The organism is Neorhizobium galegae (assembly GCF_017877055.1).
GTDB classification, from domain to species: Bacteria; Pseudomonadota; Alphaproteobacteria; order Rhizobiales; family Rhizobiaceae; genus Neorhizobium; species Neorhizobium galegae_D.
The window spans coordinates 106869-131303 of sequence record NZ_JAGIPG010000002.1; the positions used below are offsets into that span (position 1 = coordinate 106869).

Annotated in this window: 22 protein-coding genes; 10 read left to right on the forward strand and 12 right to left on the reverse strand. The window is 63.0% G+C overall.

Going from position 1 to position 24435, the window contains the following annotated elements; all coding sequences use genetic code 11:
• Positions 1-63: 63 nt before the first annotated feature.
• The 7 genes from J2857_RS10760 (at position 64) to J2857_RS10790 (ending at position 8580) form a co-directional block, all read left to right on the forward strand.
• A complete protein-coding gene (locus J2857_RS10760) occupies positions 64-1920 on the forward strand; it encodes a feruloyl-CoA synthase (protein WP_210010206.1) in 1857 nt (618 codons plus the stop codon).
• The gene (locus J2857_RS10765) at positions 1917-2678 is read left to right on the forward strand and encodes an SDR family NAD(P)-dependent oxidoreductase (RefSeq protein WP_210010207.1); all 762 of its coding nucleotides are present in this window, start codon (positions 1917-1919) and stop codon (positions 2676-2678) included. Before J2857_RS10760 ends, J2857_RS10765 begins: the two co-directional genes overlap by 4 nt.
• Before the next feature lie 6 nt (positions 2679-2684).
• Complete coding sequence (locus tag J2857_RS10770; protein WP_245363290.1) at positions 2685-4292, forward strand: acyl-CoA dehydrogenase family protein; 1608 nt, start codon at positions 2685-2687, stop codon at positions 4290-4292.
• Between the two features lie 117 nt (positions 4293-4409).
• The gene (locus J2857_RS10775; RefSeq protein WP_046602803.1) at positions 4410-5318 is read left to right on the forward strand and encodes a LysR family transcriptional regulator; all 909 of its coding nucleotides are present in this window, start codon (positions 4410-4412) and stop codon (positions 5316-5318) included.
• A 196-nt stretch (positions 5319-5514) separates the two neighbouring features.
• Positions 5515-6852, forward strand: coding sequence for an FAD-dependent oxidoreductase (locus J2857_RS10780; RefSeq protein WP_210010208.1), 1338 nt, complete (start codon positions 5515-5517; stop codon positions 6850-6852).
• A gap of 10 nt (positions 6853-6862) precedes the next feature.
• The gene (locus J2857_RS10785; protein WP_210010209.1) at positions 6863-8134 is read left to right on the forward strand and encodes an aconitase X; all 1272 of its coding nucleotides are present in this window, start codon (positions 6863-6865) and stop codon (positions 8132-8134) included.
• On the forward strand, positions 8134-8580 hold the full coding sequence (locus J2857_RS10790; RefSeq protein WP_210010210.1) for an aconitase X swivel domain-containing protein: 447 nt from the start codon (positions 8134-8136) through the stop codon (positions 8578-8580). The genes J2857_RS10785 and J2857_RS10790 overlap by 1 nt, the downstream gene beginning before the upstream one ends.
• Positions 8581-8582: 2 nt before the next feature.
• Here the strand turns inward: J2857_RS10790 and J2857_RS10795 are convergent, their stop codons facing one another.
• Positions 8583-9395 (reverse strand): NmrA family NAD(P)-binding protein, encoded by an 813-nt coding sequence (locus J2857_RS10795; protein ID WP_210010211.1) that lies wholly within the window; start codon positions 9393-9395, stop codon positions 8583-8585.
• Between the two features lie 120 nt (positions 9396-9515).
• Here J2857_RS10795 and J2857_RS10800 point away from each other — a divergent pair, with 120 nt between their 5' ends.
• The 3 genes from J2857_RS10800 to J2857_RS10810 all read left to right on the forward strand — a co-directional run bounded on the left by J2857_RS10800 (position 9516) and on the right by J2857_RS10810 (position 12058).
• Positions 9516-10130 (forward strand): TetR/AcrR family transcriptional regulator, encoded by a 615-nt coding sequence (locus J2857_RS10800; RefSeq protein ID WP_210010212.1) that lies wholly within the window; start codon positions 9516-9518, stop codon positions 10128-10130.
• A gap of 66 nt (positions 10131-10196) precedes the next feature.
• Positions 10197-10937, forward strand: a complete 741-nt coding sequence (locus J2857_RS10805) for an SDR family oxidoreductase (RefSeq protein ID WP_210010213.1) — start codon at positions 10197-10199, stop codon at positions 10935-10937.
• 74 nt (positions 10938-11011) lie between these two features.
• Positions 11012-12058, forward strand: coding sequence for an NAD(P)-dependent alcohol dehydrogenase (locus J2857_RS10810; RefSeq protein WP_210010214.1), 1047 nt, complete (start codon positions 11012-11014; stop codon positions 12056-12058).
• On the opposite strand, the gene J2857_RS10815 is transcribed toward J2857_RS10810, so the two are convergent.
• The 11 genes from J2857_RS10815 to J2857_RS10865 all read right to left on the reverse strand — a co-directional run bounded on the left by J2857_RS10815 (position 12059) and on the right by J2857_RS10865 (position 24405).
• Positions 12059-12763: a ParA family protein gene (locus J2857_RS10815; RefSeq protein WP_210010215.1), complete on the reverse strand. Its 705-nt coding sequence runs from the start codon at positions 12761-12763 to the stop codon at positions 12059-12061.
• A 116-nt stretch (positions 12764-12879) separates the two neighbouring features.
• Entirely contained in the window at positions 12880-13962 is a 1083-nt protein-coding gene (locus J2857_RS10820) for a protein-glutamate methylesterase/protein-glutamine glutaminase (RefSeq protein WP_210010216.1), read from the reverse strand.
• 3 nt (positions 13963-13965) lie between these two features.
• Positions 13966-14829, reverse strand: a complete 864-nt coding sequence (locus tag J2857_RS10825; protein WP_210010217.1) for a CheR family methyltransferase — start codon at positions 14827-14829, stop codon at positions 13966-13968.
• A gap of 38 nt (positions 14830-14867) precedes the next feature.
• A complete protein-coding gene (locus J2857_RS10830) occupies positions 14868-15359 on the reverse strand; it encodes a chemotaxis protein CheW (protein ID WP_210010218.1) in 492 nt (163 codons plus the stop codon).
• Positions 15359-17281: a HAMP domain-containing methyl-accepting chemotaxis protein gene (locus J2857_RS10835; protein WP_210010219.1), complete on the reverse strand. Its 1923-nt coding sequence runs from the start codon at positions 17279-17281 to the stop codon at positions 15359-15361. Before J2857_RS10835 ends, J2857_RS10830 begins: the two co-directional genes overlap by 1 nt.
• A gap of 183 nt (positions 17282-17464) precedes the next feature.
• A complete protein-coding gene (locus J2857_RS10840) occupies positions 17465-19276 on the reverse strand; it encodes a methyl-accepting chemotaxis protein (RefSeq protein WP_210010220.1) in 1812 nt (603 codons plus the stop codon).
• A 185-nt stretch (positions 19277-19461) separates the two neighbouring features.
• Positions 19462-21168: a methyl-accepting chemotaxis protein gene (locus J2857_RS10845; protein WP_210010221.1), complete on the reverse strand. Its 1707-nt coding sequence runs from the start codon at positions 21166-21168 to the stop codon at positions 19462-19464.
• Between the two features lie 24 nt (positions 21169-21192).
• Positions 21193-21708, reverse strand: a complete 516-nt coding sequence (locus tag J2857_RS10850; protein WP_210010222.1) for a chemotaxis protein CheW — start codon at positions 21706-21708, stop codon at positions 21193-21195.
• A complete protein-coding gene (locus tag J2857_RS10855; RefSeq protein WP_210010223.1) occupies positions 21705-23714 on the reverse strand; it encodes a chemotaxis protein CheA in 2010 nt (669 codons plus the stop codon). The genes J2857_RS10850 and J2857_RS10855 overlap by 4 nt, the downstream gene beginning before the upstream one ends.
• Positions 23711-24079 carry a response regulator gene (locus J2857_RS10860; RefSeq protein WP_046637913.1) on the reverse strand — a complete coding sequence of 123 codons (369 nt, stop codon included), beginning with the start codon at positions 24077-24079 and terminating at the stop codon, positions 23711-23713. The genes J2857_RS10855 and J2857_RS10860 overlap by 4 nt, the downstream gene beginning before the upstream one ends.
• Complete coding sequence (locus tag J2857_RS10865; protein WP_210010224.1) at positions 24076-24405, reverse strand: hypothetical protein; 330 nt, start codon at positions 24403-24405, stop codon at positions 24076-24078. Before J2857_RS10865 ends, J2857_RS10860 begins: the two co-directional genes overlap by 4 nt.
• Positions 24406-24435 lie beyond the last annotated feature (30 nt).

Consider the following 24435-nt stretch of genomic DNA (forward strand, 5'->3'; position numbering starts at 1 on the left):
TGTTTCTTTGTAAACAAATTTTGGGAGCCCGAGAGGGAGCATTGACGTCTGGGAGGAGAAGTCATGAGCGGAAAACCTGTGCGTGACGTAAAGCTGTGGTCGCCCGTGGTCGGCTGGGAAGAACGGCCGAACGGCGAATTCGTGGTCTGGCGCGAGGATCCGCTGGGTCCCTATCCCGACAAGCTCAACGAACGGCTGATCCACTGGGCGAAAACCGCCCCCGACCGCACCTGGATGGCGGATCGCGAAGGAACCGGCGAGTGGCGCAGGGTGAGTTTTGCTGAGGCGCTCGACCAGGTGCGGCGCATCGGCCAGTTCCTGCTGGACATGAAGCTTTCGGCCGAAAACCCGCTGGTCATCCTCTCGGAAAACTCCATCGAACATGCGCTGATGGCGCTCGGCGCCCAGCATGTCGGCATCCCGTCCGCAGCGATTGCGCCGGCCTATGCGACCATTTCCTCCGATTTTTCAAAGCTGCACGATATCGCAAAGCAGATCACCCCCGGTCTGATCTTCGCCGACGATGCGGGTGCCTTCCGCAAGGCCGTTGATACGGCTTTCGGCGCGGATATTCCCTTTGCCGGGATGCGCAATCTGCCGGAAGACCGGCCCAATACCTATCTCCTCGACGATATTCTCAGGACCGAGCCGACCGAAGCAGTGGACCGTGCCTTCGACACTGTCGGGCCGGATACAGTGGCGAAATTTCTGTTCACCTCGGGCACGACCGGTTCGCCCAAGGCGGTCATCCAGACCCAGCGGATGCTCTGCTCCAACCAGGAAATGGTCACCGACTGCTATTCCTACTTTCGCGACGAGCCGCCGGTTCTGGTCGACTGGGCGCCCTGGAACCATACCGCCAGCGGCAACAAGGTCTTCAACATCGCCATCTATAACGGCGGCACCTATTACATCGACCGCGGCAAGCCGAGCCCGGCGCTGATGGCCCAGACGATCGCCAACCTGAGGGAAATCTCGCCGACCTGGTATTTCAACGTGCCGGCCGGCTACGAAATGCTGATCCAGGCGATGCGCGAGGACGAGGGGCTTCGCAAGACCTTCTTCAAGGACCTGAAGCTCTTGATGTATGCGGGCGCCGGCATGGCGCAGCACACCTGGGACGCGCTGATCGAGCTTTCCGAGATGACGATCGGCGAACAGGTGCCGCTCGGCACCGGCATCGGTTCCACCGAGACCGCGCCATTCGCGATCTTCTGCACCGACCCGCAGGAAAAGCCCGGCAACATCGGCGTGCCCGGCCAGGGCGTGACGATGAAGCTGGTGCCGATCGACGACAAATACGAGCTTCGCCTCAAGGGCCCGAACGTCACCCCCGGTTACTGGCGCAACGAGAAGCTGACCAGGGAAGCCTTCGACGAGGAAGGTTTCTACCGGATCGGCGACGCGGTGAAATTCGCCGTCCCCGGCGATCCGCGCAATGGCTTCTATTTCGACGGACGCACGGCGGAAAACTTCAAGCTGCAGACCGGCACCTGGGTGGCGGTCGGCGTGCTGCGCGCCCAACTCGTCAACCAGTTCGGCGGGCTGATCCGCGATGCGGTGATCACCGGCGAGAACCGGGCCGAGCTCGGGGCGCTGGCGGTTCCCTTCATGCCGGCACTGCGGGAACTGATCGGCGGCGAAACCGGCCTGTCCGACGAGGCGGTGGTTGCCCATCCGAAGGTGAGGGCGGCGATCACCGAACGGCTGAGGGAACATCAGAAACAGTCGAGCGGTTCGGCGACGCGGGTGATGCGCATGATGCTGATGACCCAGCCGCTGCGCTTCGAAAAGGGCGAGGTGACCGACAAGGGCTCGATCAACCAGCGCGCCGTGCTCGCCCATCGCGGTGATCTCGTCGAGGAACTGTATGCGGATGCGCCCGGCGTGATCAAGGTTGGCAAGGAGTTGGCGGCATGAGGATCGAAGGAACAAGCGCTGTCGTCACAGGCGGCGGATCCGGTCTCGGCGAAGCGACGGCCAGGCTGCTCGCGAAACTCGGAGCCGTGGTGCATGTCTTCGACCGCAACCAGGCCGCTGCCGAAAAGGTCGCGGGCGAGATCGGCGGCGTGGCGCTCTCGGGAGATGTGACGAGCGAGGATGATGCGGCGAGAGCCTTGGATGTGGCGGCGAAAGCTGGCGACGGCTTGCGCATCCTCGTCAACTGCGCCGGCATCGGCACTGCGGGGCGCATCGTCGGCAAGAACGGGCCGATGCCGCTTGTCGATTTCGAGCGGGTGATCCGCGTCAACCTGATCGGCACGTTCAACATGATGCGGCTTGCGGCCGATCGCATGACGGGCCTGCCGGAGCGCGACGACAAGGCGCGCGGCGTCATCGTCAACACGGCGTCCGTCGCTGCCTTCGAGGGGCAGATCGGCCAGGCGGCCTATGCGGCCTCCAAGGGCGGCATCGTCTCGCTGGCCTTGCCGGCGGCGCGCGAATTTTCCCGCTTCGGCATCCGCGTCAACACGGTGGCGCCCGGCATCTTCCTGACGCCGCTGCTCTACGAGCTGCCGCAGGAAGCGCAGGATAGCCTTGCGGCTGCCATTCCCTACCCGTCGCGGCTCGGCGATCCCGGCGAATTTGCCGATGCGGTGCGGTTCGTGGTCGAGAACCAGTATATCAACGGCGAGGTGATCCGGCTCGACGGCGCGCTGCGCATGCAGCCGCGGTAGACGGCCATGTCGTTCGCGGATCAGGCCGACCGGACACTGGAACTTCTCGCCCTGACGCCGGGCTGGCACCGGCTGAAGGAGCTCCGGGAGGATTGCGACGACGAGACGGTCGCGGCGATTGTCGAGGAGGCGGCGAGTTTTGCCGAAGGCGTGCTGGCGCCGCTGAATGCGGTCGGCGATCGGATCGGCGCGATGGTCGTCGACGGCCGCGTGAGGACGCCTGACGGTTTTGCCGATGCCTTCCGGCAATATGCCGAAGCCGGCTGGCTCGGCATGGATCTTCCGGAAAAATTCGGCGGCCAGGGCGTTCCTCTCACATTGCATGCCGCCTGCGCGCCGCTCTTCGAGCGCGGCTGCGTGGCGCTGATGATGGCGGCGGGTTCGACCCGTGCGGCAGCCCATCTTCTGGCGGAAGCAGCCGACGAGGTGACCGCAAAGGAATGGGTGCCGAAACTCGCCGCCGGTGAATGGGCCGCGACGATCTGCATTTCCGAGCCGGAAGCGGGCTCGGATGTCGGACGGCTGCGCACGAAAGCCGAGCTGCGCGATGGCGAGTGGTTCGTGACCGGCCAGAAAATCTGGATCTCCTTCGGCGACCACGACATGGCGGATCGCATCGGTCATTGCCTGCTCGCCCGCACCAACGGAGAGCCGGGCACGCGCGGCATCAGCCTGTTTCTGGTGCCGAACCTGATCGACGGCCAGCCGAACGGCGTGTCGGTCGACCGGATCGAGGAAAAGATGGGCCTGCATGGCTCGCCCACCTGCGCCATGCGGTTCGAAGGCGCCAGGGGCATCATGCTCGGCCGCGAAGGCCGCGGCCTGCCGCAGCTTTTCACCATGATCGAGCTGATGCGGCTGCTCACCGGCTGCCAGGGGCTGGGCATCGCGTCCGCCGCTGCCGATATCGCCGAGGACTATGCCAAGGAGCGCCGCCAGGGCGGACGGCCGGATCAGCCGCCGGTGCCGATATCGAGCCATCCGGATGTGCAGCGCCAGCTTCATGACATCCGCAGCTCCACCGAAATCCTGCGCGCCGCCGTTCTCGAACTCGCCACGACCATGGATATCGCCCGACAGGAGCCTGAATCCGGGCTGGATGATTTCACCGGCTGGATGTTGCCGCTGATCAAGAATTTTGGCGCGGCGGCAGGCTTCGAGACCGCGAATGCGGCGATCCAGGTGCTCGGCGGCGTCGGTTACACCCGCGACTGGCCGCTCGAACAATTTCTGCGCGATGCCCGCATCATGACCATCTACGAAGGCACGACAGGCATGCAGGCGCTCGATTTCCTGACCCGCCGCCTCTGGCGCGACGAAGGGCGGGGACTCGCGCTTTTCCTCGAGAAGGCGCGCGACGAGATCGACGCCTACATCTCGGAACATCCCGCGGCATCGGACCGTGCTCTCGCGGTCCTCTCTGGTTTCGAACTCTTGAGCGGGCAGATGATGGCGCTTCAGAACGATCCGGATGCAGCCCTCTACCGCGCCGACAGCTATATGCGCGCTGCCTGGTCGGCGGTGTCCATGTGGATGGCATTGCGCATCTCGGAAACCCGTGCGGTCGGGAAACTCGCGGCGGAGTTCGATTTCCACTGCGCACGCTGCGGCTGATCCATCGAGGGCGATCAATCAACTAGGACGCTGGCTATGGAACGCGGCGGAGTTGCGAAACCGCGGAAAATATGTGCGTGATGACGGTTAGGATTTTTTCTCGAAACGAGAAAGACAGTGAACATACTTCTCGACATCGGCGCATTCCTGGCAACCGCCCGCGCCGGCAGCTTTTCCGCCGCCGGCCGTGACCTCGGCGTCGCGACCTCGGTCATCACCAAGCGGGTCAAGCGGCTCGAAGAGCATCTGAACACTCAGCTTTTCGTGCGCACGACTCGGCGTCTGGCCCTGACGCTCGATGGCGAGCGGCTAAGGCCGCGCCTGCAGCTTCTGGTCGGCGAGATCGAGGAGACGCTGGCCACACCCAATACTCACGAACTGGGCCTGACCGGCTCGCTGCGCATCAAGGCGCCGACGACGCTGACCTCGATGTTCTTCGGGGATATCTGCGCCGCCTTCCAGGCGGCCAACCCGCGGGTGAAAATGGAGATTGTGCTGATCGACCGCTCGGTCAATCCGCTGGAGGAGGGGTTCGACGTGGCGATCGGCGCGCTGCCGCAATCCTACGCTTATGTGATCGACCACCCGCTTTGCCCTTATCCGCGCGTCCTCTGCGCATCGCGAGATTATCTCGCCAGCCGCAAGTTGCCGAAGATGCCGACGGAACTGGTCGGCCACGCCTGCATCACCTTCCATACGATTGGCACGACCTGGACCTTTCAGATGGAGACGAGCACGCTCAACGTGGAAATTACCTCGAATTTCACAGCCAATGACAGCCGCGTCCTGCTCGCCGCCGCCCGTCAGGGGCTAGGATTGGCGATTCTGCCGAGATTCCTGGCGCAGTCGGATCTCGATAGCGGCCTCCTCGAAGAAGTGATGCCGGAATTTCCGGTCGAGCCGCTCTGGGTGAAGGCCTCCGTGCCGAGGATCAAGATGAACAAGGTCGTGGTATCGGAGTTCGTATCCTACGTGCAGAAACGGTTCGCGGAAGGGGTGCCGGATCAGGTCATTCCGATGTTCTGAGGGGTCGTCCGACGCACCGCAGCTGTCCGCCTCCACGCTCGCGGTTTCGCTGACGCCAACCGCTGAAATCCTTCAGCGGGACCTTTCTCGAAACAAGAAAGCTGATCGCATCACTTGCCGGGTTCAAGGCGATGCGCCTTGGGTTACGATCACCCCAAGGCGCCGGGAGGGTGCGGCATTGCAATGGGAGGCTTCCATGGCGGAAACGCTGAGCAGGGAAACGCGGATTGTCAGGCGCGAAAAGTCGGCGCCGTTTCGCAAGCTCAAGGCGGATATCTGCGTCGTCGGCGCCGGCATTGCCGGGATTTCGGCCGCACTCGAAGCCGCCAGGCTCGGCCGCAAGGTTGTCATCGTCGACGGCCAGGCGGCGCTCGGCGGACAGGCGGTCAACTCGATCATCGCCACCTTCTGCGGCCTGTTTTCGAACGGCACGCATGGCTACCAGTTCACCTATGGCGTCGCCGACAGGCTGCTCGCCCATCTCGAAAGCCAGGACCAGTCCATCTACTACCGCCACGGCCCGAACACGACGGTCGTTTATTACGACGAAGTCGTCCTCGGTCGCTGGATGGAACAGAGCATTCTGGACGCCGGTATCGAGGTCGTGCTCGGCGCGCAGATCCTCGACGTGCATGTCGAAGGCCGGCGCGTCGTGCAGACGGATTTCATGACCCGCTATGGCGGCGTCTCGATCGAGGCGACCGGCTGGGTGGAAGCAAGCGGCGACGCGGCGCTCGTCTGGCAGGCCGGTTTTGCCTGCCGCCAGCCGGAAAAGGGCGGGGTCTTCGGCACCCAGATGGTGGTGCTGGAAAATATCGACGAAGCCAGGCAGCCGACCCGCTACGAGATCGGCGACCGCATGAAGGAAAAGGCGGCAAACTATGGCCTGCTCCGCCGCGAAGGCCTCGGTTTCACCATTCCCGGTCGCGGCATCGCCGCCATGAACATGACCCATGTGGAAACCCCGCTCGATCCGGTCGAGGCGTCGAAGAAGGCGCTCGAAGGCAAGGATCAGGCGGCCCGCGCCGTGGAATTCCTGAAGACGGAGTTTCCGGAATGCTTCGGCAATGCCCGCATCCGTTCATTCGGCCTGCCGGGCATCCGCCAGACCCGCTGGATCGCCGGCAGCCATCACCTGACCGTCGACGAGATCAAGGCCGGCACCAAGTTCGACGATGCGGTCGCCCGCACCGCCTGGCCGATCGAACTGCACGATCACGGCGACGGCCACCACTGGATCACGTTCGACGAGCAGCATGCCCATTACATCCCGCTCGGCAGCCTGACGCCGGACGAATGCGACAACGTCGCCGCCGCCGGCCGCTGCGTCGATGCGGATTCGGCAGCGCTTTCGAGCATCCGCGTCATGGGGCCTTGCATCGCCATGGGCATGGCCGCGGCCAACGCGCTCGACCTTGCCGGAACAGGAAGCGTGCACCAGATCGATCGCGATGCATTGCGCGAGCGGGTTTCCGACAACGTCGAAAAGAAGCATTATCGCTGGACCGGTGCGGAAACGCGCGCCGCATCGTGAGGAGGGTCCGATGAATCTGACAGATCACGAAAAGGCCATGTATGACGGCGAGCACGGCCGCGCCAAGGCGCGCGCCATGGACCTGCTCGTCCGCTACGGCGAAGCGCTCGGCGCCGAACGGCTGGTCGAGACCAACAATGTCGCCGGCGCCTTCAACGCCTCGACCCCCTCGGTGCAGGCGATCGCCGAAAAGGGCATGGAGCACGTCTATTCGGAGCTGAACCTCGACAGCGACGAGGTGGTCGAGGTGCCGCATATGGTGGCGCATACCTGCCAGCTGATCACCGGCATCGACAACGACAACTGGGAACTGCAGGGCGTCGACAAGTCGCTGGTCGACATGCAGCGCGCCAACGAGAAATACCTGGGGCGGCGCGGCGTCAACATGTTCGCCACCTGCACGCCCTATCAGGTGGGCAACGTGCCGGTGAAGGGCGAGCACTGCGCCTGGATGGAATCGTCCGCCGTCATCTACTGCAATTCCGTGCTGGGCGCCCGCACCAATGTCGAGGGCAAGGAAAGCACGGGCGCGGCAGCACTCACAGGCCGCATTCCCTATTGGGGTTTCCATATCACCGAAAACCGCCGCGGCACCCATCTGGTCGAGCTCGATATCGAGGTCGACGACATGATGGATTGGGGCCTGCTCGGTTATTATATCGGCGAGGTGATTGGCGAGGAGATCCCGGTGCTGAAGGGCACCGGCCGCCAGCCCGACCTCATCAAGCTCAAGCATTTCGGGGCAGCCGCCGCGTCGTCCGGCGGGGTAGAGATGTACCATATTCCGGGCATCACGCCGGAAGCGGATTCGATCGAGGAAGCCTTTGGCGGTCGCAGTGTCAAGGGCACGTACCGCTACGGTGCCAAGGAGCGGCGTGAAACCTATGAGAAGCTGCAGAGTTCGACGGAGAAAAAGGTCGATTTCATCATGCTCGGCTGTCCGCACAATTCCATCGACCAGATGGCGCTGATCGCCCACATGCTGGAAAACCGGAAGATCCATTCGGACGTGCAGCTCTGGGTCCATACCCCGCGTGCGATCAAACAGGTCGCCGAGCGCAACGGCTATATCGACACTATCCGCGAAGCCGGCGGCGTTGTCATGAGCGACACCTGTCCCGCCATTTCCCGCCGTCTGCCGGCGGGAACGAAAGTCATCGCCACCGATTCCGCCAAGCAGGCGCATTACCTGCCGGCAATCACCGGCGTACAGGGCTGGTTCGGCTCCGTCAGCGATTGCGTTGACGCGGCCCTGACCGGCCAGTGGAACGGGAGGGTCTGATGGATATTTCGACGGAAGCCAAACCCGAGACGATCGAACTCAAAGGCCGCAAGGTGGTGGCCGGCCGCGCCGAGGGCGAGGCGCTCGTCACCACCGAAACGATCTCCGGCTGGGGCGGCATCAATGAGCGCACGGGCACGGTCATCGAGCGGCGGCACGAAATGCGCGGCGTCTCGTTTGCCGGCAAGATTCTCGTCTTTCCCGGCGCCAAGGGTTCGTCCGGCTGGTCGGCCTATTTCCACATGACGCGGCTGAACGGCGTTCAGCCGGCGGCGATGATCTTTACGCGGATGACCACCAAGATCGCGCTCGGCGCCGTCGTCACCCGCGTTCCGGCGATCACCGAACTCGATCAGGACCCGCTTTCGGTGATCGAGACCGGCGACTGGGTCGTGGTCGATGCCGATGCCGGCACGGTGACCGTGACCAAGAAGAAACCCGCCTGACATCATGCCCAGGCGCCGCGGTCTGCGGCGTCGCGGGCATAATCGGAGAAGCTCTTGGCCGGCCGGCCGAGGGCCCGCATGACGCCGTCCGACAGATACTCGTTGCGGCCGTCAAGCACGACGGTAAACAGTTCCAGCAGCAATTCCGCGATATCGGCGGGCACTTCGGCCTGCTTGAGGCCATCCACGAAAGCCTCTTTCGGGATCGTCTGGAAGACGATATCGCGCCCGCTTGCCTTGCCGATCTCCGCCACGGCTTCCGCAAAGGTCAGAAGCTGCGGACCCGTCACTTCGTAGATCTGGCCGATATGGCGCGGGTCGGTGAGTGCGGCAGCGACCACATCGGCGATGTCGCCCGCATCGATGAACGGCTCCCGCACGGTGCTGACCGGCAGCGCCAGTTCGCCGGCAAGGATCATCGGCGAGAGCTGTCCCTCGTCGAAATTCTGGTTGAACCAGCTCGCCCTGACCACGGTCCAATCCGCACCGGAGGCGATCAGCCGTTGCTCGCTTTCCTGCGCCTCGGGTTCGCCGCGGCCCGACAGGAGAACCAGCCGCTTGACGCCGAGCGATACCGCCAGTGTGGCAAGCGCTTGGATATCGTTCGGCGCGCCCTTCACCGCGAGGTCCGGGTAATAGGTGATGTAGGCGGCCGAGGCGCCTTCCAAAGCCGGCGCCCAGGTGCTGCGCTCCGTCCAGTCGAAGCCGGTGGAGCGGGAGGCGTAGCGGACGGGCCTGTTCAATGCCTGCAGGCGCTCTGCAACCCGCGAACCGGTCTTGCCCTTGCCGCCGATGATGAGAATGGGGTTTTCCATGTGTGGATCTCCTTTAATATGAATTCTCCTCACGTTTAAAAGCGATAAATCCTCATGTTGCATCTGTCAATGAAAAATGCGAATATTCCTCGCGTTCAAACATCAAGACTCGGAAAGACAATGGAAATTTCTGTATCAACGCCCCGTCAGCCCCAGCAGAAACGCAGCCGCGAGCGGGTGGAGCGGATTCTGGCGGCGGCCAAGGAGTTGATCGCCCGTGGCGGCAGCGACGTGATGAAGATGGGCGAACTGGCGGAAAAGGCAGGCGTGCCGATCGGCTCGCTCTACCAGTTCTTCCCCGACAAGGGCTCGGTCGTGCGAACGCTCGCCGAGCGATATAACGAGGAGGGCCGGACCTGCATCCGCGAGGCGATGGAGCCGGTGCGGAACGAGGCCACGTTCTCGAAGGCTTTCAGCGAGCTGATCGACATCTATTACGGCCTGTTCCTCGCCGAACCCGTGATGCGCGACATCTGGTCCGGCGCCCAGGCCGACAAGGCCTTGCAGGATATCGATCTGGCCGACGCCCGCGAAAACGGCGTGATCGTCGCGTCAGCGCTGGCGCATATCCAGCCCCACGCCCATCCGGAAGAACTGTTCAACCGAGCCATGCTGGTCATGTATCTCGGCACGTCGACAATGCGGCTGGCGATCTCCGTCGAGCGCGCCCAAGGTGATGCCATGGTCGAAACCTACAAACGGCTGGCACTTCGCGAACTGCTCGCAAAGGACTGATAGGCCTCGACGGCCATGCCGATCGCCGACTATAAGATGCGGCGAAACGGACAAGGAGGAGTGGACATGTCGAAAGTGGCGATCGTAACCGGTGCGGGCTCGGGCGTTGGCAGGGCCGTCGCCATCGGGCTTTTGAATGCAGGCTATAGGACCGTGCTTGCCGGCCGCCGCGAGAGCGAGTTGCGGGGTACGGCGGAACTGGCCGGCGGACAGTCGCTGGTCGTGCCGACGGATGTCACCGATCCGGCCGCCGTGGATGCCTTGTTTGCGGCGACGGAAGAGGCCTATGGCCGTCTCGATCTTCTGTTCAACAACGCCGGCCGCGGCACGCCGGCCGTTCCGATCGACGAATTGCCGCTCGAAACCTGGCGGGCTGTCATCGACCTCAATCTCAACGGCGCCTTCTATTGCGCCCGGGCGGCCTTCGGAATGATGCGGCGGCAGAACCCGGGCGGCGGGCGGATCATCAACAATGGTTCGATCTCGGCCCATGTGCCGCGCCCGTACCAGGCCGCTTACACCGCCACCAAACACGCCATTACCGGCCTGACCCGCCAGATCGCGCTCGACGGGCGGCCGCTGAACATTGTCTGCGGCCAGGTGGATATCGGCAATGCTGACACGCCGATGACGGTGCGGATGAAGGAAGGCGCGCTGCAGGCCGATCTGACGACGGCCGTGGAACCGGTCATGGACCCGAAACACGTGGCCGATGCCGTGCTCTACATGGATGGTTTGCCGCTGGAGGCCAACGTCCTGTTCATGACGGTGATGGCAAACGGCATGCCTTACGCCGGCCGCGGCTGAGGGCGGTCTTCGGTCGCCTTGATCTCGCCTGGAAACTCGGCCAGCGTCAGAAGATAATCGGAAGGAGACATCTCATGCAGCAGGCCCTGGTGCTCGAGAAAAAAGGCGTCCTCTCGTTGCGGGAAATCGATCTCCCGACCGAGGTCGGGCCGGGTGACGTGAAGATCGCCATCGATACGGTTGGCGTCTGCGGCAGCGACGTGCATTACTATACCCACGGGGCAATCGGTCCCTTTGTTCTGCGCGAGCCGATGGTGCTCGGCCACGAGGCGGCCGGCATCGTCATCGAAATCGGCAGCGAGGTGAAGACCTTGAAGGTCGGCGACCGCGTCTGCATGGAACCCGGCGTGCCGAACCTTTCCTCGCGCGCCTCCAAACTCGGTCTCTACAACGTCGATCCGGACGTCCGTTTCTGGGCGACGCCGCCGATCCATGGGGTGCTGACGCCTGAAGTCATCCATCCGGCCGCCTTCACCTACAAGCTGCCCGACAACGTCTCCTTTGCCGAAGGGGCGATGGTCGAGCCGTTTGCGATCGGCATGCAGGCCGCCAGCCGCGCCCGCATCCAGCCCGGCGATGTCGGTGCGGTGATCGGTGCCGGCCCGATCGGCATCATGGTGGCGTTGGCTGCACTCGCGGGCGGCTGTGCCCGCGTCTTCATCTCGGATCTGAGCCCCGACAAGCTGAAGATCGCCGGCCAGTACCCGGGCATCATCCCCGTCAACATCACCGAACGGCCGTTTGCCGACGTTCTCGCCGAAGCGACCGGCGGCTGGGGCGCGGATGTCGTGTTCGAGGCGAGTGGCAGCCCGAGGGCCTATCAGGGCATGCTCGATCTGGTGCGACCGGGCGGCGCCTTCGTGCTGGTCGGTCTGCCGGTCGAGCCGGTGCCGTTGGACGTCTCAAGCGCCATCTCCAAGGAAGTGCGCATCGAGACGGTGTTCCGCTACGCCAACATCTTCGACCGGGCGCTGGAACTGATCGCCTCCGGCAAGGTCGACCTGAAGCCGCTGATCACCGGCGTCTTCGATTTCAAGGATTCGATCGCGGCCTTCGAACGGGCCGCAACCGGACATCCGTCCGACGTCAAGCTGCAGATCGTGCTGAACGGCAAGGCCTGATCAGGCGGCGCGGACGAAGCGCTTCGACAGCGATGCCGGCTTGTGAAGCGGCACCCGGCGCAGCATTTCGAGTGCGAACAGGCGGGCGTTCTGCCGGGCCTTGTCGAGATTGCTGATGCGGTTTTCGTCCATCGTGTAGAGCGTGCCGCCGAGATCGAAAATGTCGCGGAAGGCGGCGCGCTCGATGATCGGCGTGTCGAGCACTTCGACCTTGCGTTCGGCCAGCAGCATCTTCACCGCGAGCAGCGCGCGGGTGGTGACCATCGAGTTGACGCGGGTCAGCACGACTGAATGCGGCACGTGCAGATTGGCCTTTTCCTCAAGATAGCGCAGCAGTTCGAGCACGTTGGCGCCGCCCTGGGCATCCATGGCGCAGCCCTGGATCGGGATCAGCACGTGGTCGGAAAGGCCGATCGCCTTGGCGAGCAGCGGGCTCTGGGCGCCGGGCAGGTCGAGCACGAAATAATCGGTCTTGTGGCGGTTCTCGGAAATATGACGGTCGATCGAGGCCTGCGTCACGTAGGAGATGACGTTGAGCTTGTCGTTATGCGGCGAGAGCATGTGCCAGCGGGTGATCCAGTATTGCGGATCGGCATCCAGGATGGTGACGCGGTAGCCTTGCTCAACGAGTTCGGTTGCAAGCAGGAGTACGGCGGTGGTCTTGCCTGCTCCGCCCTTGGTGTTGGCAAAGGTAATGACTGGCATCGTGGGTCCCTGTCCGGCTACGAGCGTAAGATCGCTCTCTCACCGCACCCTCATGATGCGTTACCCCATTCTTGCCAAACATGGTTAACGAGGCGTAAAAATTTGGATGGCAGATCTTACCGCCGGCGATCGGCGGCGAGAATTTCGCGGGCGATCTGTTCGAGCGACACCACCTTGTCGACGCCGCCATGGGCGATGGCTTCCTTAGGCATGCCGAAGACCACCGATGACGCTTCGTCCTGGGCTACCGTATAGGCGCCCGCCTGATGCATCTCGTTCATGCCGCGGGCGCCGTCGTCGCCCATGCCGGTCATGATCACGCCCATGGCATTGCCGCCCGCCGAGCGTGCGGCCGACCGGAACAGCACGTCGACGGAGGGGCGATGGCGGCTGACCAGCGGACCCGAGCGGATCGAAACCTCGTAACGCGCGCCGCGTCGTTCGAGCAGCATATGTTTGTCTCCGGGGGCGATCAGCACATGGCCGCGCAGCACCGGATCGCCGTCGGCGGCTTCCTTGACCTCCACTTCGCAGAGGCTGTTGAGGCGTTTGGCGAAGGCGGCGGTGAATTTTTCCGGCATGTGCTGGACGATGACCATGCCCGGAGAATTGGCCGGCAGGGCTTCGAGAAGCTCGCGCAGCGCTTCGGTTCCGCCGGTGGAGGCGCCGACGCAGACGACCATTTCGGTGGTCTTCGCCATGGCTCCGGCCTTGGGAGGCGGAAGCACCGCGTCGGCCGTGAGCTTGGCTGTCGTGCTGCCCTCGCCGATGCGTGACGGCCGCAGCCGGCCGACCCGAGCGCGTGCGGCTCCCTTGACCGCGGTGCGGATCCGCTCGCCGGATTCGGCGAGATGGTCGGCCGCGCCGATCTTCGGTTTCAGGATGATGTCCACGGCGCCCGCTTCCAGCGCCTGCATCAGCGTTTCCGAGCCGCTCTCGGTCAAGGACGAGCACATCACCACCGGAATGGGATGCTGCGACATCAGCTTGCGCAGGAAGGTGATGCCGTCCATCTGCGGCATTTCCACATCGAGAGTGATGACGTCGGGGATTTCCTCGCGCAGCTTTCGCGCCGCCATGAAGGGATCGCTGGCCGCGCCTATGACTTCGATGTCCGGATCCGCCGACAGGACGGCTGTCAGCGTCTGGCGGACGCTGGCGGAGTCATCGATGATCAGAACTCGGATTTTGCCGCTCATGGTTCATACCCGCTTGAACACAGTATTTGCCACCTGCCGGATCGGCAGATCGAAGCCGGTCACGGTTTCCGAATGACCGATGAACAGATAGCCTCCGGGAAGCAGCGCTTCGCAAAGGCGTGACAGCACATGCTGCTGGGTCGGCTTGTCGAAGTAGATCAGCACATTGCGGCAGAAGATCATGTGCATCGGATCGCCGATCGGATAGGCTTCGTCCATCAGGTTCAGCCGGGCGAAACCGACGCGGGAGCGCAGTTTGGGCGAAATCCGCATTTCCTGCCGTCGGTTGTCGGACGGGCGCATGACATATTTGCTCATCATGTCGGCGGGAACCGGCGCCAGGAGCTCGCTCGGGTAGATGGCGCGCTGGGCCTTCTGCAGCACGTCCGTCGACAGGTCGGTGGCAAGCACGAAATAGTCCCGTTCCGGCGCGGACGAGCTCAGGAATTCCGAAAGCACCATGGCCATCGTATAGGGTTCGGCGCCCGTCGAGCAGGCGGAGCTCCAGGTGCGGATGCGCCGGTCCACATAGGTTTTCAGGATGTCCGGCAATGCCGTCTGTACCATGTAGTCGAAATGCTTCGGCTCGCGGAAGAAATCGGTCTTGTTGGTGGTCACCGCATCGATGAGGAAGATCGATTCGGCCTCGATACCTCCGTGCTTGAAGAGGTAGTCGCAATAACTGTCGAAGGTCGGCATGGCCGTGACTCGCAGGCGCCGGCGCAGCCGTCCTTCGAGCATCGTCATCTTGCTGTGCGGCATCTTGATGCCGCTATAGTCGTAGATGTACTTCGAAAGCAGATCGAAGTTGCGCTTGCTCAGCCGGTCGTCGAGCGGCTGACTCCTCATTGCTGCACTCACGCGCATGCCCCCGTACAAGAACCTATCCGGTTATGCGAATTCCATCATGCGACCTGGGACTGCGGCCCGACATCGGCAAGCGCCGACCCGGAATCCGAAAACAGCCGTGCAAGGTCGACAACGACGACGAAGCCGGTCTCCCGGCGCACCACGCCAGCGATATAGTCGGAGCGCCAGCGCACCCCGATATCCGGCGCCGTCTCGATCTGTTCCTTGCGGAACGGCACCACTTCGAAGACCCGGTCTGCGACGAGGCCGAGCACTAGGACGCGATCGGCGACCGGCACGTCGAGCACCAGGATGCGCGTATGCGGCGTCCTGACCGTCCTCGTCAGGCCGAGGCGAAGACGGAGGTCGATCACCGGCACGCCCTGTCCGCGCACATCGCGCAGACCGAGCAGATATTCCGGGCCGTGCGGGATCTTGAACGGCTCCTCGTGGTCGAGGATCTCGCGGACAACCTCGACGGGGACCGCAAAAATCTCATCGCCGAGGCTGAAGGTTACGAACTGGGATTCGGAGGATATGCCTGCCATTATGCGCTCTCCCTGAAATCGTCATCGTCCGCGTCCGGGCCGCCCATCGACAGGTCGAGGGCAAAACCTTTCACGCGGGCCTGTTGTGCTGTGACGGAATGCCCGGCCGAATAGGCCTTGGACGCTGGCTGCGGCCTGGATTTTGCCGGTGCGGGCCTGGCGGCCGGAACCGGCTGGCCCCGCTGCTTGGATCCGGCCCGATCGACCTTGAAGAAGGCGATCGAGGCCTGCAGCTCTTCCGCCTGAGCGGCAAGTTCTTCGGAGGTTGCCGACATCTGTTCGGAGGCACCGGCATTCTGCTGGGTCACCTTGTCGAGCTGCTGGATCGCTTCGTTGATCTGCGAGGCGCCGATATCCTGTTCGCGGCAGGCAGCAGAGATTTCCGAGACCAGCTCGGCCGTCTTGTGGATGTCCGGCACCAGCTTGTTCAGCATTTCGCCGGCTTCGGTCGCAACCTGCACCGTTTCGCCCGACAGCGCGCTGATTTCGGCAGCCGCGGCCTGGGACCGTTCCGCGAGCTTTCGCACTTCCGAGGCGACGACTGCAAAACCCTTGCCGTGTTCGCCGGCACGGGCGGCTTCCACCGCGGCGTTCAGGGCGAGCAAGTCCGTCTGGCGGGCGATCTCCTGGACGATCGAGATCTTCTCGGCGATCGTGCGCATGGCGCCGACCGCACGGCCGACCGCCTGGCCGGATGCTTCCGCGTCTTTCGACGATTGCCGGGCGATCTTTTCCGTCTGGGCAGCGTTGTCGGCGTTTTGCTTGATGTTGGCCGCCATCTGTTCCATCGAGGCGGAGGCTTCTTCGGCTGACGAAGCCTGTTCGGTGGCGCCCTGGCTCAGCTGTTCGGAGCTCGACGAAAGTTCCTGGCTGCCCGAGGAGACGTTGTTCGACGCAGCAAGCGCATCGGCAACGACACCGCGCAGGCGTTCCACCATGCTCTGAAGGGCAAGGCCCAGCGTATCCTTGTCGGAAAGCGGCTTCGGCGAAATGGTCAGGTCGCCGTTGGCAATCTGGTCGGCGACATGCGAGGTCGTGCGCAGATTAGTGACCATGCTCTGCATGGCGATCCCGAGCACATCCTTGTCGGAAAGCGGCTTGGCATCGATGGAAAGGTCGCCCTCGGAAATCCGCTCGGCAATTGTCGCCGTGTTGCGCAGATTGCCGGTCATCACGTTGACGGTATCGATCAGATCCTTGATCTCATCATTCGTCCTGACCTCGACCTTCTGGTTGAGATCGCCGATCGCCACTGCATTGGCGACGGACGCAATCTTCTTGAGGCCGTTGTTGATGCCAAGCGTGATCCAGAAGGCGGCGCCGATGGCGATCAGCACGGCGGCGATCGAAGCGATGCTCAGGACCATCATCGTCGTGGAGAACAGATCCTGGTTCGCCTTTTCGGTATTGGCCATGCCCTTGCGCTGGATATCGAGGAGAACCTTGATGGCCTCGCCCATATCGGCGGTCATGGTGCGCAGATCGCCCATGGAGAGCGCCAGGGCGCCGGCCTGGTCGCCGCGTGCCTGGATAGCCTGCAGTTCGTCGGATTTCTGCTGGAACTGCTTGCCGATCGTCAGCAGCTTTTCCCAATAGGGCTTGCCTTCCACGGAGGCGATCGAAAGCCCTTCCTGAACAGCCTTGAACATCAGTTCCGTGTTGACGTCTGCTTCCTTATGGAATTTCGCGGCATCCGCCAGATTGGTAGCCAGAAGCGCGTTTTTCTGAGCGCGTACCGCATCGACCTCGGCCACATTGGCAGTGAGCGCAAGTTCCAGACGATGGACGGGACCGTCGATCATCTTCGTGCTGGCCTCGTTGAGGTTGCCGAGGCTCAGGCTGCCATAGACCGCGATGCCAACCAGCAACAGCGTCAACAGGGCGAAAGCCAATCCCAGTTTCAGTTTGATCGTAAACCGCATCTTAATCTCCCAATTCCTTCAAAAGCCGACAAAGCTGCCTTACATTTCTGGGATGCAATCGAAAAAAGCCTGACGGTTAGGCCGGTAAGCCGTCACCAGGAACCTCTTTGTTGTTCGCACCAACGTAGTGACGCTGGCGATCACGGGGCCGCCTGGCGGCCCCGCTCATTGGTCAGGAAGCGCTCAGGCACTTTCGCGGAAATCGTCGTCATCACCATCGGGACCGCCCATCGAAAGATCGAGGGCAAAACCCTTGGCGCGTGCCTGCTGGGATGCGACCGAATGGCCGGCCGGACGGGGCGCTGGAGCCTTCAATGGCTGTTTTGCACCGAGCTTTGCTGTTGCCGGAGCCTTGGCGCCTGGCTGCAGCCGGGCCTTGGCATTGGCGCGTTCGACCTTGAAGAAGGCGATCGAGGCCTGCAGCTCTTCCGCCTGAGCGGCCAGCTCTTCGGATGTCGCCGACATTTCTTCCGAGGCGCCGGCATTCTGCTGGGTTACCTTGTCGAGCTGCTGGATTGCTTCGTTGATCTGGGCCGCACCCACATCCTGCTCGCGGCAGGCGGCGGAGATTTCCGAGACCAGTTCCGCGGTCTTCTGGATCGCGGGCACAAGCTTGTTGAGCATCTCGCCGGCTTCGGTCGCAACCTGGACGGTATCGCCGGAAAGCGCGCTGATTTCCGCCGCAGCGGCCTGGCTGCGCTCCGCGAGCTTGCGGACTTCCGAAGCAACAACCGCAAAACCCTTGCCGTGTTCGCCGGCACGGGCGGCTTCAACCGCCGCGTTCAGGGCGAGAAGATCGGTCTGGCGGGCGATTTCCTGGACGATCGAGATCTTTTCCGCGATCGTACGCATTGCCGAGACGGCGCGGCCGACCGCCTGGCCGGACGCTTCGGCATCGCGGGACGACTGGCGGGCGATCTTTTCCGTCTGGGCGGCATTATCGGCGTTCTGCTTGATATTGGCGGCCATCTGCTCCATCGAAGAGGAAGCCTCCTCGGCGGCGGAAGCCTGTTCGGTGGCGCCCTGGGAAAGCTGTTCCGAGCTTGCCGAAAGTTCCTGGCTGCCCGAAGAGACGTTGTCCGCTGCCGAAAGAGCGTCGCCGACCACGCCGCGCAGGCGTTCCACCATGCTTTCAAGCGCAAGGCCGAGCGTGTCCTTCTCGGATAGCGGTTTCGGTGAAACGGTCAGATCGCCATTGGAAATCTGGTCGGCGATCGTCGCCGTGCTGCGCAGGTTGGCCGTCATCGTGTTGATCGTGTCGACCAGATCCTTGATCTCGTCGTTCGTCTTGATCTCGATATTCTGATTGAGATCGCCGATCGATACCGCCTTGGCAACGCTCATGATCTTGGTGAGACCCCTGCCGATGCCGAGGGCGATCCAGAACGCTGTCGCCGCTGCCGTGATGACGGCCACCGCGGCGATGGTGATCATCAGGCTGCGCGTCGTCCAATAGGTGGCTTCCGCTTCATCATTGGCCTTCTGCATCCGGTCGCGGTTGATTTGTACGGCTTCTTCCAGTTGCGTGGAGAGTTCGGTCACCGCCTTGCGGCTTTCTCCGGCTGAAAGGGCAAGTGCTCCCTGTGCATCGCCGCGCTTGACGGCGGCATCGACCTTTTCGTTCGCAGCGCGGTTGGTCGCTGCGAGCGCCCGCGTTTCATCCCAGAACTGCTTCTGGTCTGCCGATGCGGTCGAAGCCAGTTCATTCAGCAACGTGGCGAACTGCGCCTCCAGCTTGTCGCCGTCGACATAGAACTTTTCGATCTCCTGCGGCGAGGTGGCGAGCAGCATGTTCTTCTGCGCGCGGATGCGATTGAGCGACAGGATGTTCATCTGCTGGATCTTATCGAGCCGCGTCGCCGCGACTTCTGTCACGTAGGTCATCGCTTCGTGGGCGGCGCCGAGGCTATATATCCCATAGCCAGCCGTACCAACCAGCATGCTGACAAGAAAGCCGAAAGCCAATACCAGCTTGGCCTTGATCGTAAATCGCATAGCCTATCCCCTCAAGGCAATGAAGTGCATCAGTTCAGTGCTTCTCTCCCGGAAGGGCGGGAAGCGGTGAAACGAGAAGACCGATACATTCACTCTTCTGCGATAGTCCGGCCAGCGGCCATTCTCCCGCTTACATGCGGAAGACGATCCCGGTTCCTGTCAATCCGGGATCAGGTTCATTTGTCTCAGGCGCTTTCGCGGAAATCTGCGTCGTCGGCATCCGGCCCGCCCATCGACATGTCGAGGGCAAAACCCTTGGCGCGGGCCTGCTGGCTGAGCACCGAATGATCTGCCTTGTGAGACGGCTGGCCCGCAGGGCGGCGCATCGGAGCCGGCTTGGCAATGGGCTTGTGGGCCGCAGCGGTAGCCGAAGCCCGCTTGGCCGGCTTTTTGCCGCCGGCCTGATCGACCCGGAAGAAGGCGATCGAGGCCTGCAGCTCTTCAGCCTGCGAGGCAAGTTCTTCGGAAGTCGCCGACATTTCTTCGGAGGCACCGGCATTCTGCTGGGTCACCTTGTCGAGCTGCTGGATCGCTTCGTTGATCTGCGAGGCGCCGATATCCTGTTCGCGGCAGGCAGCGGAGATTTCCGAGACCAGCTCGGCCGTCTTCTGGATGTCCGGCACCAGCTTGTTCAGCATCTCGCCGGCGTCGGTGGCAACCTGCACCGTTTCGCCCGACAGCGCGCTGATTTCGGCAGCCGCGGCCTGGGACCGCTCCGCGAGCTTGCGGACTTCCGAGGCGACGACTGCAAAACCCTTGCCGTGTTCGCCGGCACGGGCGGCTTCCACCGCGGCGTTCAGGGCGAGCAGGTCCGTCTGGCGGGCGATTTCCTGGACGATCGAGATCTTCTCGGCGATCGTGCGCATGGCGCCGACGGCGCGGCCGACCGCCTGGCCGGACGCTTCGGCGTCACGCGACGACTGGCGGGCGATCTTTTCCGTCTGGGCGGCGTTGTCTGCGTTCTGCTTGATGTTGGCCGCCATCTGCTCCATCGAGGCGGAGGCTTCTTCGGCCGAAGACGCCTGTTCGGTCGCGCCCTGGGAAAGCTGTTCGGAGCTTGCCGAGAGTTCCTGGCTGCCCGAGGAGACGTTGTCGGATGCCGCAAGTGCATCGCCGACGACGCCGCGCAGACGCTCGATCATGGTGTTGACGTAGCCAAGCAGTTCGCCGATCTCGTCCTTGCTGGTGATCGTGGCGAACTTGGTCAGGTCACCATCGGCGACGTTCTGGACCGCGGTCACCGCATTGCGCAGGCCCCTGTTGATCGAAAGGGCGATCCAGAGGGCGGCCAGCACGGCGATCAGGAAGGCGGCGCCAGCGACCGAGATCATGATCAGGCGGGTCTGGGCGTAATCCAGATCCGTTTGTTTGTCGGCATCGTTGAGGCGGCCTTCTTCGAGCTTGACCACGTCGTTGAGCAAGGCGTCGATCTCGTTGGTGACCGTGCGTGCCTCGTTGGTGGAAATACGCAGCGCCGTGGCTGTGTCGCCGCCCAGCATCGCGGTGCGGATGCGGTCGTCCTGCTTGCGGAATTCCGCTGTGAAGCCGGCAAGCTTTGCCCAGAGGGCTTTGCCCTGCTCCGTCGCGCGGGCTTCAACCGCCTTGAGCGTCTCGTCGAATCCGCGGCGAGCATCGTCACCCTTTGCGATATATCCCTGCATCTCGCCGGGATTTGCAGCCAGAAGCAGGTTCTTTTGCTGGCGGATCTGTTGAAGCTGCTCGTTGTTCAGGTTCTGGGCCAGTTTCAGACGCAGGGCCGGCCCCTGCAGCACATTCTCGAGCGTGTCGTTCAGGTTGCCGAGGCTGAGGATGCCGTAGGCGGCAGTCGCCAGCAGCATGATGATGATGAAACCGAATGCTGAAGCCAGCTTAAGCTTGATTGAAGCGTGCATTTTTTGAGTCCATCAAAAGGGTGATCAACCGTGGGAAGCCCCGGTCGCGGAATGGTCGTGTTGGGCGGAGAAGATCACCTGAAGATTGGGGAGGATGATGAATTCCGCCCCCCGCTTGACGAGGCAATCGATGAAATCCGGCCGCCAGCGCATGCCGACACTCGGCGGCGGCTCGCCGGCGGCGCGTAGCAGGGTGGTAACTTCATGCACTTTGTCTGTACGGATACCTGCAAGAACCGGTTCGCCCTCGATGTTGATCGAGATGACGATGATCCGGCTGTCGATTGTCGGCTTGGTCGCTTCCATGCCGAATGCAAGCCGGATGTCGGCAAGCGGAATGACCTTGCCGCGGAAGTTGATGACGCTGCCGACGAAGGCCTTTGCGCCGGGCACCATGGTCTCGGGCAGGAGATCGAGGATCTCCTGTACGCTCACGGCTTCCAGCGCGAACATCTCGCCGGCGATGTCGAATGTCAGAACTTCCAGCTCTTGGCGGCCGTCCCAAAGGTTTTCGGAGATCTTTCTGACTGCTTCGTTCATCCGGCCGCGCGCAGATGCGCCTCCTGTTGTTGTCCTTCGGCCACGAGGTGGCCGACATCGAGGATCAGCGCCACGTCCCCGTCGCCGAGGATGGTCGCACCCGAGAAGGTCGCGACGTCATGGTGCAGTTTCGACATGCCCTTGATGACGGTCTGGTGATCGCCGATGATCTGGTCGACGACCAGGCCCACCCGTTCGGAACCCGTCGAGATGACGACCACCTTCTGGAAGGGGTCCGGCTTGGTGCCGGTGCGGAAGAGATCGCGAAGCCTGAGGAACGGCACGAGACTGTCGCGCAGCGAGATGAAGCTGCGGCCGCGTGAGCGCATGTCTTCTTCGATCGAGAGTTCGAGGCATTCCTCGACCGCCGAGAGCGGAATGACGTAACGGCCGTCGCCGACCCGCACCAGCAGGCCGTCGATGATTGCGAGCGTCAATGGGATGGCGAGCGAAATCTCGGAACCCTTGCCCGGGTGGCTCGCGACGTTGATCGTGCCGCGCAGTGCGTCGATCGTCCGCTTCACCACATCCATGCCGACGCCGCGGCCGGAGAGGTTGGTGACCGCCTGGGCCGTCGAGAAGCCCGGCTGGAAGATCAGCTGATAGAGTTCCTGGTCGGTGAGGTTGGCGTTGGGTGCAATAAGACCCGAGGACTCGGCCTTGGCGCGCACCCGCTCCTTGTTGATGCCGCGGCCATCATCCTTGATGGTGATAATGACTTCGCCGGCCTGCTGGCGGGCGGAAAGCAGGATGTGACCAGCCGCAGATTTGCCGGCGGCCAGACGTTCCTCGGGGGTCTCGAGACCGTGGTCGCAGGAGTTGCGCACGAGATGTACCAGAGGATCGGCAAGGCGTTCGATGACGCTCTTGTCTACTTCCGTGCTTTCGCCTTCGGTCACCAGTTCGATCGTTTTGCCGGTTTCGTGCGCCAGATCGTGCACCAGCCTGCGGAACCGGCCGAAGAGTTGCGTGACCGGCACCATGCGCAGCACCATCATGGTATCCCGCAGCTCGCCGGAAAGGCGCTCCACGTCTTCCGAGACCGCCCGCAGTTGCAGATCGCCACTGCCGCCCGCAAGCTGGCTGAGGCGCGACTGGGCGATCACGAGTTCGCCGACCCGGTCCATCAGCTCGTCGAGCTTCTCGGCGGGCACGCGGACGTTTTCGGAGGCCTTTTTCTGCTTCGCGTCGATAGGAGCCGGAGCGATCGGCGCGGGTGCTGCCGCCTGCGGCGCGGCGAACGGTGCCGCAGCGCCAGGCCGGGCTTCCGCAACCAGGGTTTCGGTCTTGGTTGGCGTCTTGGCGGCAGCGGCTGGCGCCTCCACCGTGATGACTTCGAGCTGCATCTCGTCCATGACGAAGATGAACACGTCGTCGATCGCCGAGCGCGGCTGGGTGGTCAGAAGCTCGACCTCCCAGGAGATATAGAGATCGGTCGGAGCGAGAAGGTCGAGCGCCGGGATGGCGGAACGGTCCGCCACGATCGTGCACTCGCCGAGCTCGCGCAGTTCGTCGAGAAGCGGTAGCGGATTGGTGCCGTTTGCCATCGCGCTCTGCGGCAGGCTGAAGCGGATCTTGAAATGGTTCTGGCCCGGTGCAGCCTTGGCGGGGCTGGCCGCACCCGGGTTTTTGGCGCCATCGACGGCGGCGCGCAGGCTGGTGAGAAGCGCCTCGCCGGTTGCCTCATGATTGCCATTCGGCGTATCGACGAGGGCGCGCATGTGATCCTTGGCTTCCAGAACTGCGGTAACCAGTTCCTGGGTCGCCGGAACCTCGCCCTTGCGGACGCGGTCGAAGGCGGTCTCGCAATGATGGGTGAAGGCGGCCAGGGCATCGAAGCCGAACATGGCGCCCGAGCCCTTCAACGTGTGGAGGCCGCGGAAGACCGCGTCCACCTGATCCTTGTCGCCGAGGTTTACATTCAGGTCGAGAAGCCCTGCTTCGATCTGTTCCAGAAGCTCGGCCGCTTCTGTCCTGAAAACAGCGATAGGATCGGGAAAGCTCATCGGCCGAGTACCTTTCGGACGATCTTGACCAGGCTTTCCGGGTCGAACGGCTTGGTGAGCCAGCCGGTAGCGCCGGCTGCCTTGGCTTCCTGCTTGATGTCGCTGTCGGATTCCGTCGTCAGGAAGATGACCGGAACGCCCATATGGGCCGGCATCTTGCGCAGTTCCCGGATCATCGTCAGGCCGTCCATGTTCGGCATGTTGAGATCGGTGACGATCAGGTCGAACTGGCCGGCCTTGAGCTTGGCAATGCCGTCCAGTCCATCGACTGCCTCGGTGATCTGGTATCCGGCATTGCTGAGGGCGACGCGCGTCGTCAGCCGGATGCTGGCGGAATCGTCGACTGTTAGGATGCTGGCGCTCATTGAATACCCCCTTGATGAAGCCAGAATTGCAGGTCGTCGGCGGACATCCCTTCAAGGATGCCGCTGCACTTCAGGACATCGAGCGTCGGGCCGCTGGCAGGACGAGCCAACGCGATGTGTTTTCCGGCTGTACCGGCATAGATGCGTGCCGCTTCCATGAGTTGGAGGAAGCTGATGTCCACCTGGCAGTCATCGTCGAGTTCGATGGTTGCGGACGCAGTCTTGTCGAGAAATTGCAGCATTTCCTGCTGGACAATGGTGATTGCGCGAACGGTCAGGTTCTGCGGCAAGTGAAGGCAATCTTCTTTAGCATCGGAAGCAGGCATTCTTACCTCAATATAATTCCGAAAGAGCTG